Genomic DNA, 12,870 nt, shown 5'->3' on the forward strand with positions numbered 1-12,870 from the left:
ATCATTTTAATTCTTCCTCAAACCGCTGATAAGCCAGCTCTATCGATTCAATTACCAGCTCATTACTTTGGCTATTCAATCCTGACACAGACCACTTCACAGGATAAGCGTTATAAAAAGTCCATTTAAACAGCGGTTCCATATCCTCTCCTAATAATTTTATCACAATATTATTAGGTGTAACTCCATTCGCTAACCCGACTTCAAATGTATTTTTACACCAGTCAACAAAAGAAGAACTTGCATGGCACCTTCCTCTTTTAAGTACCAGGTTAGGATATTTCAAAGGTTGGGGAAACCGATGAATAAATCGATTTTCCCCACCCTCTTGAAATTCTTCAGTAGGCATTTCAACAGAAATACCACTTACTTCCATGAAGTTATTATCATACTGTTTCGATTGACCGGTATTCACTCCGTCTTTCTTCATTAAAGAAACGGCAAACCTGAAACCGGGAATCGGATAATTAATATCTGTCATAATTTAGATTATGATGCTTCCTGAACAATACCCTCATGAGCAAGTTCAAGTGTTTCAACAGCAATCTCATTAGCATCTGACTTAAGGTCAGGGCCAGAGATTTTTGTTGGAAATGCATTAGAGACAGTCCAAATCATTACTGGCTCATCTTCTTCATCTAAAAGAGTGATAATAACATCTTCTCTTCTTTCTTTATTCGTTTGAACATCTTCAAACCACTCATAAAAAGTAAGATCATCTCTGAATACACCTTTTTTAAGTGTAATAGTTCCGTGCTTTTTCAAACCAGGGACCTTACGAGTTACTAACTCCGGATCATTTCCCGATCTGTATTCAATGAACTGAGTTTCCATTTCAAGGCCGGTTACTTCCTGAAAACCAACCTCAACATCGCCCCACTCTACCTGAAAGTGGAACTTAGGTACTGGCCATAGTTCTTCTGCCATAATTTTTAGTGTTTATTCGTTAATGTTTTGATTTAAAAATTAAGATTCCTGCATTTTTTGCTGGAATGTGATCACGATGAATTCAGCTGGTCTAGAGACCGCAACTTTAACTGAAATATTCATAACACCATCCAGAATATCATTTGGAGTCATAGTACTTCCTAGTCCAACCTGAACTTCAAAAGCATCTGCAGGAGTTAAACCTACAAGACCACCTTGTCTCCAGATATCATTAAGGAATGAGTTGATCATGCTACGAACTAATACCCAGGTACCTGAGTTATTCGGCTCATAAACATAGGCCTTCGCTGCTTTTTTGATTGATTGCTCAATATAAGTGATCGTTCTCCTAACGTTGATGTATCTCCAGTCCTGGCTGTTACCGTCAAGAGTTCTTGCACCCCAAACAGTAGTACCTTCACCAACAAATGCTCTGATTGCATTAACAGATTTCCCTGAAGGAGTAACGTTAAGGTCTTCCTGATCGTCTTGAGTTAATCTTACCATTGGAGCGATAGCCTGGCTTACTGTTAAGTTTGCAGGAGCTTTCCATACGCCTCTTTCTCCGTCGATCATAGTATAAACACCAGCCATTGCTGCACTTGCAGGCAACACATTCAAATGGGTTTTGATCTTTTGAAGAATTTTTTCGAAAGACGGGCTGATAACTTTCAATGTTTGAGTTAGAGAAGAAATATCATTCGCATCTCCGATTTTATTAATCTCAGCTTTGATCTCATCTGCTTTTTTAGCGTTTGGAGCACTAGCTTCAGCTTCTTTGCTTAATAATTCTTTAAGCTTATCAGTATTTGAGATGTTAGCATAGCTAAGTTCCTCATTTTGAACTACTGAAGTGTATACCCATGGGTAGTAAGCAGCTCCATAAGCTAAGAAGTTAGAACCGATACCTTCACGGAAACGAGTGATCACATCATTCTTATCATAAGAACGAGCTTTTGTTCCATCGTAAACATCCAGAATAGCAAAACGGCTTTTTGTTCTGTACCCGCAATGAGATAACATATCTTGCTGTAATGCAAAGCAATCTGCTTCATCAAGCATTACTGCCTCAGGAATTACAAGCATTGTTGGTTCTTCTTCTCCATAAAGAGAATCCATTGCTTCCTGTAAAGACTTCTTAGAAATAGCGTTCTGTTTTAATTCTGTGGTTGAAGATGGCTGTTTCGAATCTTTTCCGTCTTTAGATTTAGAAGCAGGAGCAGAAGATGTTACTTCTGAATAATAACTTCCGGCAGAAACTACCCAGCAGGTACTTCCTCCGTTAGCAAAGAAAAGCCTGATGCTATCATAAAGCATAAATCTTGCTTTGTTATCAGAAACGATTTTATAACCGTTGTTTCCAATCTCAAAGTCATAGTCTTCATTTGCATCTGCAGACTGAACATTGAACGTTGTAGTCGGGCCTCCTCCGAAGATATTATAAAATTCAGAAAGTGAGGAAATTCTCACCGGCTTGTTAATTAATGTGCGTCCGTCGCGTCGTGACTTTTCAGTATAGCCGATAAAGGCTGGTACTGCGGTAGGCACAGCTGCAACAGAATTCGAAAAGGCGTTCTTTTCTTCTACGTAAACGCCTGGCGTTGCTAGATTTTGTGACATAGTTGATCAGTAATTGGTTTTAAAAAGATCATACATATATTAAAATTTCAGAATATACTTTACTATCTGCCGACCGCGACTCAGGAATTATCCTATCCGGAGCTGGTGCCGGCATATGCTTTAATATCACCTTATTTCCCATGCCAGTAGATTTCCTGACAAGCTGGAAGTGATGATGAGTAAACTCATGCATGGCTAGTGGAATAGCTGATTCAAAACTTACCGCCTTTTGACCTGTGATTAAATCAGTTGTTTGAGGCTTACTAAATTTTATCTCCTTGTCGTTCGTCTCAATCCTGGCCTCTTTGATTCCATTAACATATTTTGAAACTATCAGGTACTTCCAATAAGTTTCTCTTGCTTTAAAATGAATCTCATAATCACGGGTTTGAGGATCATCACCTTTAGATATATCACCAGTGATTTTTTTACAATCATTTTTGTCCAGGACAATATTAATCAGTCCTACAGGCTTCCTTTTTACCCTTTCACTTAAGCAAACAATTTTTTCAGTTTGCTTTTTATCTTTCCTGATATGATAGATACCTGTTCCAACAGCAGGCATATAACACACTGGTTGCTCTTTTGATGTTGCACTATAAATTACATTTTGATCGTTATCCAGAAGTTCAATTTCCTGATAATCATCACTGATTATTTCACCTGGCTGAAAAGTCTTTACAAATTCTTTTTCAGACACATGATCCAATTGGTGAAGTTCGGATCCCCTGGAATTTTCAAAACAAAGAATCCCTTCATGAAGATTTAAAGGCAGACTGGTGTAATTCACCAGGGAAGTATCAGAACAATGAACCCAAAAGTTCAATTCAAGCCTTTCAGCCTTTTCAAGTTTATCAGCCAGGAGATCTTCTTTTTCTTTATCAAATAAAATCACTAGTTCATTATCGCGATAACGTTCAAGTAAACCATGTTTTTCAAGCTTCAAAGCAGTCTGAACAGTAGGGTTTACCGTCATGAACTTTGCCTTGCCACTATCAAAGTAATCATGGTTTAAAGAAAGCGTGATCAGCTTATTGAATTTGAACTGTAACTTTATCATAGTTTAAAAATTTGTTCCCAAGCCGGTAAATGGTGCCGAGCCTGCTCCAATATTATTTTCATCAAATGATATCACCCGAACCTTGTAAAGTATAGAAGGCATATATTTACCTCCCATCGAACCCCATAAATGGCTAAGATTTTGAAGATTCTGATTATAAATTTCAAATGATAATTTTTCTATTCCCGGATCGAGATCAGGAGTATTTTGATGATTCATCACTTTATTTGACTGAAAATAGCTGATAACTCCAGACAAATATTTAAGTCCTTCAGAATAATTCAACCCTTCAAACGCAGCTGTAATCAAAATAAACAGGTTCATCTTTACCGGGCGAGGAGTTCCTACCACTGGATTTTTTTGATTAATCGTTTCCTGTTCCAAATTGGCCAGAGTTAAAATAATCTTGTCAGGTTCAGTTACCCCTGGCGAACCATCCATATTGATTATATTGGAAATAATCACCTTGTCTTCAGGTTGCCTGAAGCGATTGGAAAGGTAATCATTTAATGCATCTGCAACAGATTGTACAGCTGTATAGATCATTGGTTATTTATTAAAAAAATTGTCCGGTTGATAGACGTTTATTCTTAAAAATTTATTTAATCCTGCTTATGGCAGATCTTTTTCTGTTAAAAATTTCCTGCTAATAAATAGTATTATTATTGAGCCCACTATAAAGCCACTTAGTAAAAAGGCTATGTCCCTGACAGCGGTATATTTCATAGCTATAAAAATAACTGCCAGTAGAATTATAATTAATAAGGCCAAAGTACTTTTAATTGCTATTCCAAACATCCGCTTGAAACGGCATCCCCATCGATATAATGCATAAAACCCAAATATTGAGACCCCGAAAAGGGCACCAAAAACACCGATTAAAGGTCTTGGATTGGAGAATAATCTTTGTGGGTTTCTCATTATTCGATATGCAAGGCTCATGATTCTGCGAAATGAGAAACGGCTGCTGCTGACTGAAGCTTTCACAGCAGCAGCCTTGCTTTCAGACAGTGCAAATTTGGCTGCAAGCAATTTCCACAATTCGGTGTAGCCGTTATCATATCCTAAAGCCCAAATCCCTACACCTCCAAGATTTTGTTCATTTATATAATCATATTTTCTACTAAGACTAAGGCTATCATCATACCACAACTGACGATAATTATTAGAATTATCGCGGTAAACATAAAATTTACTTTTACTGACATCATCTTCACAACATGCCAGGTCCCCATGTTTCTTTCTAATATTACGATAAGTAGTTGTACCGATATATTTCCGTGCTTTCGATGGGAACTTAAGATCATAAGTCATCCACTCAGAGCCGTAATAAGGCAACCCAAGGAGTAATTTTCTGGCAGGAGTTCCAGCTACCAGGTATTCATTTACAGCACTTTGAAGATTATATTCCCACCATAACTGTCCACTTTGCAATGGAGCAACAGGACCGGCAACGGAACTATTTGCTCCGTAATATTCATACCCCATGATAACAAAAAGGTCAACATGAGGAGTTAATTGTCTGATTTCAAATACCCTGTTAAAGTCAATAGGAGGAACAGCAATAGTTATTAAATAATCCTTATCGATCGATCTGAGACTTGATGAAAGGTCAATTATAAAATTTGTAAACTGTTCCCTGCTGGCTCTAGGAATATTTTCAAAATCTATATTTACTCCATGAGCGCCTCTTAACCTCAACAGGTCAATCAATTGATCGATAAAGTTTTTCTGAGCCTTTTTATTAGAAAGAAACTTCAGGTTATTCTGAGCACCAAAATTGGTCACACTCAATACGACTTTTGTTCCATTGGCCTTTGCCGAATCAACAAGTGCAGTGGTTTTCCAATCGTGTACAGTTTTATACCCTCCGGTGCCAGGATTTAATTCATAAGAAAAATAAGCAATTACTGACAGGAGAGAAAAATTATAACTCTTGTAAGCATCACCCATCCAATAAGGATGCCAGCCTAGAACATTCTTAGTTGTATCCAGTACGTGCTCTTTCTTATACACATTATTGTGGGTAACCCCCATGTATTTACTCCACTGAGCTTCCCTGGAATATTCTTTCTCCGGTCTTCTTCTTTTTACAGATAATACCCGGCTTTCAAATTTCAATGAATCGATTGCATCTTTCTGGATACCACCAGCATCGAAAGAAAGATCCTCCATAGCAGTCATCAGCGAATCCTGCGATTCAGCTTTCTTTTTAACTACTTCGATACTATCTCTTTTCGCAGAAGTCTGATCCTCTTTTTGGGTTTCTTCTTGTGGTTTTTGTGGTGTTTTTTCTTCTATTGAATTCTCCCTGATAACCTGGTTAAACTTGTCTTTAAGTCCATCCTGAGCAGAGATATTTTCGGTTAATAGAAAGCATACCAATCCAAACAATACATAACATATTTTGGAAAGCATAATTAATACAAATCCTGTTTTATTAGTCAAAAAATTCGCAGCTCAATTAAATTGAAAGCTGCTAAAATAAATCGGTTAAAAAATTAACCGGGTTGAAAGATCTAATTATAATTTTATCAACAAATATATAATTTATGAAAACAATTTATTTATTTGCCGTCTCAACTACGCGACGATATTAATACATTAAAATCTTTTAACCAATGAAATTATTATTTTTTGTCATATCAGTATTTTTTACTCTAGGCTTAACCAATCCTTTAAACGCTCAAAATCAGATAGATAGCAGTTCCAAGGATGCAGCAATAGAAATTTTAAAAAATTTACAGCCGGGATATTTTGGTAATGCGGAGAACTGCATTCCCTACAAAGTATACGCTGTAAAATATTACGATTCATGGATACTGTCTGTTGTACAGGCAGATAATTTAGACGTCTTTATAACTGATGGCCCCAGAACTGAAGAAAGTGTATATCACGTATCTGATTTTTTTATTCAGGGATTTGTTAAAGCACTTGAAAATAATTACGTAATCAAACATTCAAAGAGAACAATTATTAACGATCTTGAAATATATGATTACTATGAATTAGACCGTGACGGGGAAATCGCCATTAAAGGATTGTTAAGGCTTGAACTTCCAAATACTCCGGAATGGAAAGAACCTGATTTTTTCGTATTCAAGTTTTTTCACAACCTATTCAACAGAGCAAAGGAAAATGCTCCGGAAGCACCAACAATTCAACCGGCACTTGAAGAGAATATGAATGCAATGAAAGATACTGCTGCTCCGGTTACAGACGAGGTGAAATAATTGAAAATTTTAACAATACTGTCACCTTTCTTAATTACAGGGAAGGTGACTTTTTATTTATAGGCGAATCAGTTATTTTACATATTTTATTCATTGTAATGATATAATATGAAAATAAGGTTCTGCATTTTTCTGGTACTTACTATTAGTTCATTATTCACCCTTCAATCTCAAGATGAATTACACAACAAAGGTTCTTTTGATCAACTGATCATTCGTGGAGCAACTATAATCATTGGTGACGGAGCTCCTCCTATCGGACCGATGGATATAGTAATTGAAAACAATAAAATAACCAGCATAAAGAAAGTAGGTGCTCCCGGAGTACCGATAAAGGAAGAAAATCGTCCTAAACTTAAAAAAGGCGGTAAAGAAATCAATGCTGAGGGCATGTATGTATTACCTGGATTCATTGATATGCATGGTCATATTGGTGGTGGTCCAAATGTTGATCCGGAATATGTTTTCAAATTATGGATGGCCCATGGGATAACGACAATCAGAGAACCTGGTGGCAGAGGATTGAAATTCACAAAAAACCTTCAAAATAAAAGTAAAAACAATTCAATAATAGCGCCCAGGATTATTGCCTATAGTGTTTTTGGAGAAGGAAGTGAAGATCCGATAACAACACCTGAAGAAGCCAGGGAATGGGTAAGAAAGAATGCTGAAAATGGAGCAGATGGAATTAAGTTTTTTGGTGCTGAACCAGAAATTATGTCTGCAGCCCTGGAAGAGAACAATAAACTAGGGCTGGGTTCAGCCTGTCACCATGCCCAGATGGATGTATCCAGATGGAATGTTTTAAATTCAGCTCGTGCTGGCCTGACCAGTATGGAACATTGGTACGGACTTCCAGAAGCATTATTTACTGATCGCATTATACAGGATTATCCATTAGATTATAATTATGCTAATGAGCAAGATCGTTTTGAGGCAGCCGGAAGATTATGGAAACAGGCTGCTCCCCCCTATTCTGATCATTGGAATAATGTGATGAATGAACTGATCGAACTGGATTTTACAATTGACCCTACTTTTAATATTTACGAAGCCAGCAGAGATCTTCAGCGGGCCCGAAGAGCTGAATGGCATGAATATTACACTTTACCAAAGCTATGGGATTTTTACCAACCCAGTAAAATTTCTCACGGATCTTATTGGCATTACTGGGGCACAGAGCAGGAAGTAGCCTGGAAGAAAAACTACCAGTTATGGATGACCTTTATCAACGAATTCAAAAACCGTGGTGGCAGGGTAACAACCGGATCTGATAGTGGATTTATTTTTCAGTTGTACGGGTTTGCTTATATAAGAGAACTCGAACTTTTAAGAGAAGCTGGTTTTCATCCTCTGGAAGTAATACAATCTGCAACTTTAAATAGTGCAGAGGCCCTTAAGATGGAAAATAAAATAGGCACAATACGAGTTGGAAAGCTTGCTGACCTGGTTATAGTAGAAGAAAATCCCTTAGAAAACCTGAAAGTATTATATGGCACCGGAGCAATAAAACTTAATGAGGATAATGAAGTGATTAGGGTAGGTGGCGTAAAGTATACTATTAAGGATGGCATTGTTTACGACGCAAAGTATTTGCTAGAAGAGGTTAAAAAAATGGTAGATGAAGCTAAAAAAAGAGAAAACTACAAAATCAAGCAGCCCGGTTTGACAAAATAATCAAATAACAAAAGTAAGCCTTCAATATGCATAAAGGCTTACTTTTAATTTGCACAAAGTTAATTTATAACAATTTCCACAGTACCTCCTGGTGAATTCTGGGCATCAAACCCAAAATACCAGTCACCATTAAATTCTGCAACACTTTGGGTCTGCGTGATATTTCCTTTTACTGAGTACTCTTCAGTGGTGGTTTCATAGGTGTAGTTTACAATGATTTCATCATTGACTACATCCCAGGTTCCACTTGCTTCCGTCGGACTGGTTTCGCTATTAGCCTCAATATCTGCAGTTCCGTCCTCGAAAAAGGTAATTGCGAAATAGGTGCTTCCACTATAGGTGCCTACAAACCTTCCTTCAACAGGATTATTAATTTGAATAGGAATTGTGATCTGTCCGGCAGAGTTTGATACCACTACTTCAAGTTGATGCATTCCATGAGGTAATAATTTAGTCCACGAAATCACTCCGTTAGTGCTATTTATAGATAATCCATTAATATCCTTTGATAAACTGAATGTACCCTGGTTTCCGTTCCAGCTTATATTTGGAGCTGAAGAATTACCACTGGTATAAAAAGTTGGATCAAAAGTTGTTTGAGGATAAGACACTTCCGGAGTTAAAATCTGGTCATCATCATCTGAACATGATAGAATGATGAATGCAATCATTAAAAAAGGTATAAATCTTAAATTCCACATAATACAATAATTTTTTAATTGTATTAGTTAGTGTTTGGGAAAACGAAAGGTTACCATAAAAATGAAAATATTTTCAGATTATAATTCAGACTCCATTAAAACCTGCAAATACTCGGTAAACTATTTAGACCTTTTAATAGTATAAGTGACCATCTTGGAAAGGGACTCTTTATATTCTGATGAAGGGAATTCTTCAAGCATAGCCAGTGCCTCCTTATAAAATCTATTCATTACTGAGGTAGCGTAATCTAATCCACCGGATTGCTTAACGTAATCAATTACTTCTCTTACTACTTTTGGTTTATGGCTTTTATTTCTGATTTTGAAAATGATCTTCTTACGTTCAATCCAGCTCGATTGACTTAAAGCATAGATAAGTGGCAGAGTCATTTTTTTCTCTTTGATATCAATACCCAAGGGTTTGCCAATTTCGTCTGCCCCATAATCAAAAAGATCGTCTTTAATCTGGAAAGCCATTCCAACTTTCAGACCAAAATCTTTCATTTTTTTAACTACTTCTTCGGTAGCGCCTGATGAAGCGGCTCCAACAGCACAGCAAGAGGCAATCAATGAAGCAGTTTTTTGCTTAATGATCTCAAAATAGACTTCTTCAGTAATATCAAGATGCCTGGCTTTCTCTATTTGTAATAACTCCCCTTCACTCATTTCTCTTACAGCTTCAGAAACAATTTTAAGAAGATGAGTATCTCCATTGTCTATCGAAAGCAATAATCCTCTTGAAAGAAGATAGTCTCCAACCAGCACAGCTATTTTATTTTTCCAGAGAGCATTTATGCTGAAAAAACCTCTGCGATAGTTTGCATCATCAACTACATCATCGTGAACAAGAGTCGCTGTATGTAGTAATTCGATAAGGGCAGCTCCACGATAAGTAGACTCAGATATTTCGCCGGTAGTTCCGGCACTCAAAAACACAAACATCGGCCGCATTTGCTTCCCTTTTCTTTTAATAATATAGCCCATTATTTTATCGAGCAACATTACCCTGGTTTGCATAGACTGTCTGAACTTCTTTTCAAAAGCAGTCATTTCTGATGCGATCGGCGCCTGGATTTCTTTAACTGTGATCTGAGTCATAATTTTATGCGACACAATATTAATATCAATTGAGGCTATTGCAAAGTAAGGACATAGATAATTGTACGTTTTTTGACGAAAAATTTATATTTTAAAGTAATTGATACAGTTATGGCGAAAATTACTACAACAATTGAATCTAATACACCTGATAAACCGATCTTGATCGATGTTTGTTATGAATCTTCACACAAACCTAAACCGGTAATTGTATTCTGTCATGGGTTTAAAGGATTTAAGGATTGGGGAGGCTGGCGTCTTATGGCTGAAGAGTTTGCTTCTTTAGATCTTGTTTCGGTTAATTTCAACTTTAGTCATAATGGAACTACACCAGAAGATCCAATGAATTTTGGTGATCTCGAAGCTTTTGGCCAGAATAATTATGGTAAAGAATTAGATGATATCAATAGAGTTATAGACTGGATAACAAATTTGCCCTCGGAGATTCCAAAAGAAGAGATTGATCCATCAAAAATTGCAATAATGGGACATAGTCGTGGTGGTGCCATGACGCTTCTAGCTGCAATAGAAAATCCAAATATAAATTTAGCTGCAGCTTTAGCTCCAGTATACAATCCGGTTGATCGAATGCCTACTGATAATATTGAAAAATGGAAAAAAGATGGTGTAGTCTACATTGATAATGCTCGAACCGGGCAAAAAATGCCATTATACTATCAATTTTATGAAGACACTCAGCTTAACAAAGAACGGTATAACCTTCCGGAAAGAATCTCTAAACTCAATAAGCCTGCCTTAATTATACATGGATCAGCTGATCCCACGGTTGATTACAAAGGATCAGTAAAACTTCGTGAATTAAATGATTCAATCCAATTGGAAATAATTGAAGGCGCAGATCACGTATTTGGAATGAGTCATCCTTATCCGGACAAGCCTTTACCTGCTCATATGAAATCGGTAATGAAAAATGTTGTTGAATTTTTAAGCCCATTAAGGCTTAAAAAATAAAAATCCCGGCCAAAGACCGGGATTCAGGCAATTAATAACTTTTATAACTGTTAAATTATTTCATTTTAACGTCAACTGCATTAAGTCCTTTTCTGCCTTCGGCAAGATCGAAGTTCACTTCGTCACCTTCGACTACTTGATCAATAAGACCAGAAATGTGTACGAAGTACTCTTTTTTTGTTTCATCATCAATGATAAATCCATATCCTTTAGACTCATTGAAGAATTTAACTGTTCCGTTTTTCATTGTAATAAATTGTAATAGTATTAATAATTGCCCTAAAGGTAGATATAAAAACATTCTAAAAATACAATTTGAGAATAATTTATTCAGACTCCCTGAAAAATTAACATACAAAACTGATTTTCAAGATATTATTAACAATTTGGTAACAAACAACCGATAAGTACAATCCTTAATATTTTACAATCAACAAAATCTATTTCCTTAGTTTAAAACAGGTAGAATAAATACGGGTTTATCAGTCTTTAGTAAAGTTCGTTTTTCTAGCTTATCAGTTGATTTAAATGGCTTTTCCAGTAAAATTATTTCATTAGACTCCTGTCCTGCTACTAATAATTCCTTTCCCCCTGGTAAAATCATGAAATATCTCGGCACCTTCACTCCTGCTGAAAAAGAAAGTTCTTCTTCATTATCAAGGTCAAAATAAGTAAGCATATTTATTTCACCTCTGTTACTCACTATAAAACTACTTTCCCCTGGTAAAAACTGGATCTCAGCAGCGCTTCCTTTATTATTTTCATTATCGGAAGTTAATTTCTCAGTTTTAACATACTTAAGTTTCCCATTCTTGAAATTGGCAACCCCGATAGTTTCACTCAATTCTTCAACTATAATTAATTTATCTCCTTCCGGAGTGAACTTAACATGCCGTGGGCCATGGCCAGCAGGTACAGATATGCCCTTATTCTTTTTTATTACAAATGGTTGTTCAGCATTTTCATTGTACTGGTAAACTTCAACCCTATCCGTACCGAGATCGGCAACTAAAAGGTATTTATGGTCTGGAGAAAATACCAGGTCATGAACATGAGGAGCTTCCTGTCTTTGAGTATTTGCTGAACTACCCTCATGAGCTATTGTCTGAACTCTTTGCCCGATAGCTCCATCTTCTCTAATCCTGAAAACTGAAAAATTTCCACCAGTATAATTTCCAATTAATATATATCTTCTATCCGGAGACATGGTCAGAACACAGGGATGATCACCCATTGAAGGTACTGAATTAATTTTTTTGAGTTTACCATTTGCTTTATCAAAATAAAGAGCAGTAAGCCAGCCTCCTGTTGGTGAAGCAATTTCTTCAACAGTATACAGCATTGAATTTATGGAATCATAAAGTAAATAAGATGGATTAGATACCTCATCAAAAGTATACATATGATCCACATCTTTTTTTACCGGGTCCCACCTGCACACTGCTATACCTTTTTCAGTATCTGAATCATACTTACCTATTAATAAGTAATCATTCTGACCGTAAACCTTTACACCGATCAGTAAAAAAGCCAGTAAAATTATCTTTTGTAAATCCATATTAGATAATATTAAATAAAAAGA

At 36.4% G+C, this 12,870-nt stretch carries 13 protein-coding genes; 3 read left to right on the forward strand and 10 right to left on the reverse strand.

Annotated features, from left to right (window positions below; translation table 11 throughout):
- Position 1 precedes the first annotated feature (1 nt).
- The 6 genes from OO013_RS02415 to OO013_RS02440 all read right to left on the reverse strand — a co-directional run bounded on the left by OO013_RS02415 (position 2) and on the right by OO013_RS02440 (position 6,025).
- Positions 2–481, reverse strand: a complete 480-nt coding sequence (locus tag OO013_RS02415; RefSeq protein WP_266054993.1) for a phage tail protein — start codon at positions 479–481, stop codon at positions 2–4.
- 8 nt (positions 482–489) lie between these two features.
- Positions 490–927 (reverse strand): phage tail protein, encoded by a 438-nt coding sequence (locus OO013_RS02420; protein WP_266054994.1) that lies wholly within the window; start codon positions 925–927, stop codon positions 490–492.
- Positions 928–966: 39 nt separating this feature from the next.
- Positions 967–2,547 (reverse strand): phage tail sheath family protein, encoded by a 1,581-nt coding sequence (locus OO013_RS02425; protein WP_266054996.1) that lies wholly within the window; start codon positions 2,545–2,547, stop codon positions 967–969.
- A gap of 28 nt (positions 2,548–2,575) precedes the next feature.
- Positions 2,576–3,607: a hypothetical protein gene (locus tag OO013_RS02430; RefSeq protein ID WP_266054998.1), complete on the reverse strand. Its 1,032-nt coding sequence runs from the start codon at positions 3,605–3,607 to the stop codon at positions 2,576–2,578.
- A 3-nt stretch (positions 3,608–3,610) separates the two neighbouring features.
- Positions 3,611–4,153, reverse strand: a complete 543-nt coding sequence (locus tag OO013_RS02435; protein WP_266054999.1) for a Pvc16 family protein — start codon at positions 4,151–4,153, stop codon at positions 3,611–3,613.
- 66 nt (positions 4,154–4,219) lie between these two features.
- The gene (locus OO013_RS02440) at positions 4,220–6,025 is read right to left on the reverse strand and encodes a glycosyl hydrolase family 18 protein (RefSeq protein ID WP_266055000.1); all 1,806 of its coding nucleotides are present in this window, start codon (positions 6,023–6,025) and stop codon (positions 4,220–4,222) included.
- 203 nt (positions 6,026–6,228) lie between these two features.
- On the opposite strand from OO013_RS02440, the gene OO013_RS02445 reads away from it, so the two are divergent.
- Positions 6,229–6,840: a hypothetical protein gene (locus OO013_RS02445; RefSeq protein ID WP_266055001.1), complete on the forward strand. Its 612-nt coding sequence runs from the start codon at positions 6,229–6,231 to the stop codon at positions 6,838–6,840.
- Positions 6,841–6,948: 108 nt separating this feature from the next.
- Complete coding sequence (locus OO013_RS02450) at positions 6,949–8,517, forward strand: amidohydrolase family protein (protein ID WP_266055003.1); 1,569 nt, start codon at positions 6,949–6,951, stop codon at positions 8,515–8,517.
- 59 nt (positions 8,518–8,576) lie between these two features.
- Here the strand turns inward: OO013_RS02450 and OO013_RS02455 are convergent, their stop codons facing one another.
- A complete protein-coding gene (locus tag OO013_RS02455; RefSeq protein WP_266055004.1) occupies positions 8,577–9,218 on the reverse strand; it encodes a hypothetical protein in 642 nt (213 codons plus the stop codon).
- Positions 9,219–9,338: 120 nt separating this feature from the next.
- Positions 9,339–10,316, reverse strand: a complete 978-nt coding sequence (locus tag OO013_RS02460) for a polyprenyl synthetase family protein (protein WP_266055006.1) — start codon at positions 10,314–10,316, stop codon at positions 9,339–9,341.
- Positions 10,317–10,427: 111 nt separating this feature from the next.
- Here OO013_RS02460 and OO013_RS02465 point away from each other — a divergent pair, with 111 nt between their 5' ends.
- The gene (locus OO013_RS02465) at positions 10,428–11,288 is read left to right on the forward strand and encodes an alpha/beta hydrolase family protein (protein ID WP_266055008.1); all 861 of its coding nucleotides are present in this window, start codon (positions 10,428–10,430) and stop codon (positions 11,286–11,288) included.
- Positions 11,289–11,343: 55 nt separating this feature from the next.
- Here the strand turns inward: OO013_RS02465 and OO013_RS02470 are convergent, their stop codons facing one another.
- Entirely contained in the window at positions 11,344–11,535 is a 192-nt protein-coding gene (locus tag OO013_RS02470; RefSeq protein WP_266055009.1) for a cold-shock protein, read from the reverse strand.
- A gap of 201 nt (positions 11,536–11,736) precedes the next feature.
- Positions 11,737–12,846, reverse strand: coding sequence for a lactonase family protein (locus tag OO013_RS02475; protein WP_266055010.1), 1,110 nt, complete (start codon positions 12,844–12,846; stop codon positions 11,737–11,739).
- Between the last annotated feature and the right edge of the window lie 24 nt (positions 12,847–12,870).

It is taken from the genome of Mangrovivirga halotolerans (assembly GCF_026241165.1).
Classification (GTDB): Bacteria; Bacteroidota; Bacteroidia; order Cytophagales; family Cyclobacteriaceae; genus Mangrovivirga; species Mangrovivirga halotolerans.

Bases quoted from the DNA above. Each gene is read 5' to 3' on its own strand.
- OO013_RS02415 (WP_266054993.1), bottom strand. From the start codon at position 481: ATGACAGATATTAATTATCCGATTCCCGGTTTCAGGTTTGCCGTTTCT.
- OO013_RS02420 (WP_266054994.1), bottom strand. From the start codon at position 927: ATGGCAGAAGAACTATGGCCAGTACCTAAGTTCCACTTTCAGGTAGAG.
- OO013_RS02425 (WP_266054996.1), bottom strand. From the start codon at position 2,547: ATGTCACAAAATCTAGCAACGCCAGGCGTTTACGTAGAAGAAAAGAAC.
- OO013_RS02430 (WP_266054998.1), bottom strand. From the start codon at position 3,607: ATGATAAAGTTACAGTTCAAATTCAATAAGCTGATCACGCTTTCTTTA.
- OO013_RS02435 (WP_266054999.1), bottom strand. From the start codon at position 4,153: ATGATCTATACAGCTGTACAATCTGTTGCAGATGCATTAAATGATTAC.
- OO013_RS02440 (WP_266055000.1), bottom strand. From the start codon at position 6,025: ATGCTTTCCAAAATATGTTATGTATTGTTTGGATTGGTATGCTTTCTA.
- OO013_RS02445 (WP_266055001.1), top strand. From the start codon at position 6,229: ATGAAATTATTATTTTTTGTCATATCAGTATTTTTTACTCTAGGCTTA.
- OO013_RS02450 (WP_266055003.1), top strand. From the start codon at position 6,949: ATGAAAATAAGGTTCTGCATTTTTCTGGTACTTACTATTAGTTCATTA.
- OO013_RS02455 (WP_266055004.1), bottom strand. From the start codon at position 9,218: ATGTGGAATTTAAGATTTATACCTTTTTTAATGATTGCATTCATCATT.
- OO013_RS02460 (WP_266055006.1), bottom strand. From the start codon at position 10,316: ATGACTCAGATCACAGTTAAAGAAATCCAGGCGCCGATCGCATCAGAA.
- OO013_RS02465 (WP_266055008.1), top strand. From the start codon at position 10,428: ATGGCGAAAATTACTACAACAATTGAATCTAATACACCTGATAAACCG.
- OO013_RS02470 (WP_266055009.1), bottom strand. From the start codon at position 11,535: ATGAAAAACGGAACAGTTAAATTCTTCAATGAGTCTAAAGGATATGGA.
- OO013_RS02475 (WP_266055010.1), bottom strand. From the start codon at position 12,846: ATGGATTTACAAAAGATAATTTTACTGGCTTTTTTACTGATCGGTGTA.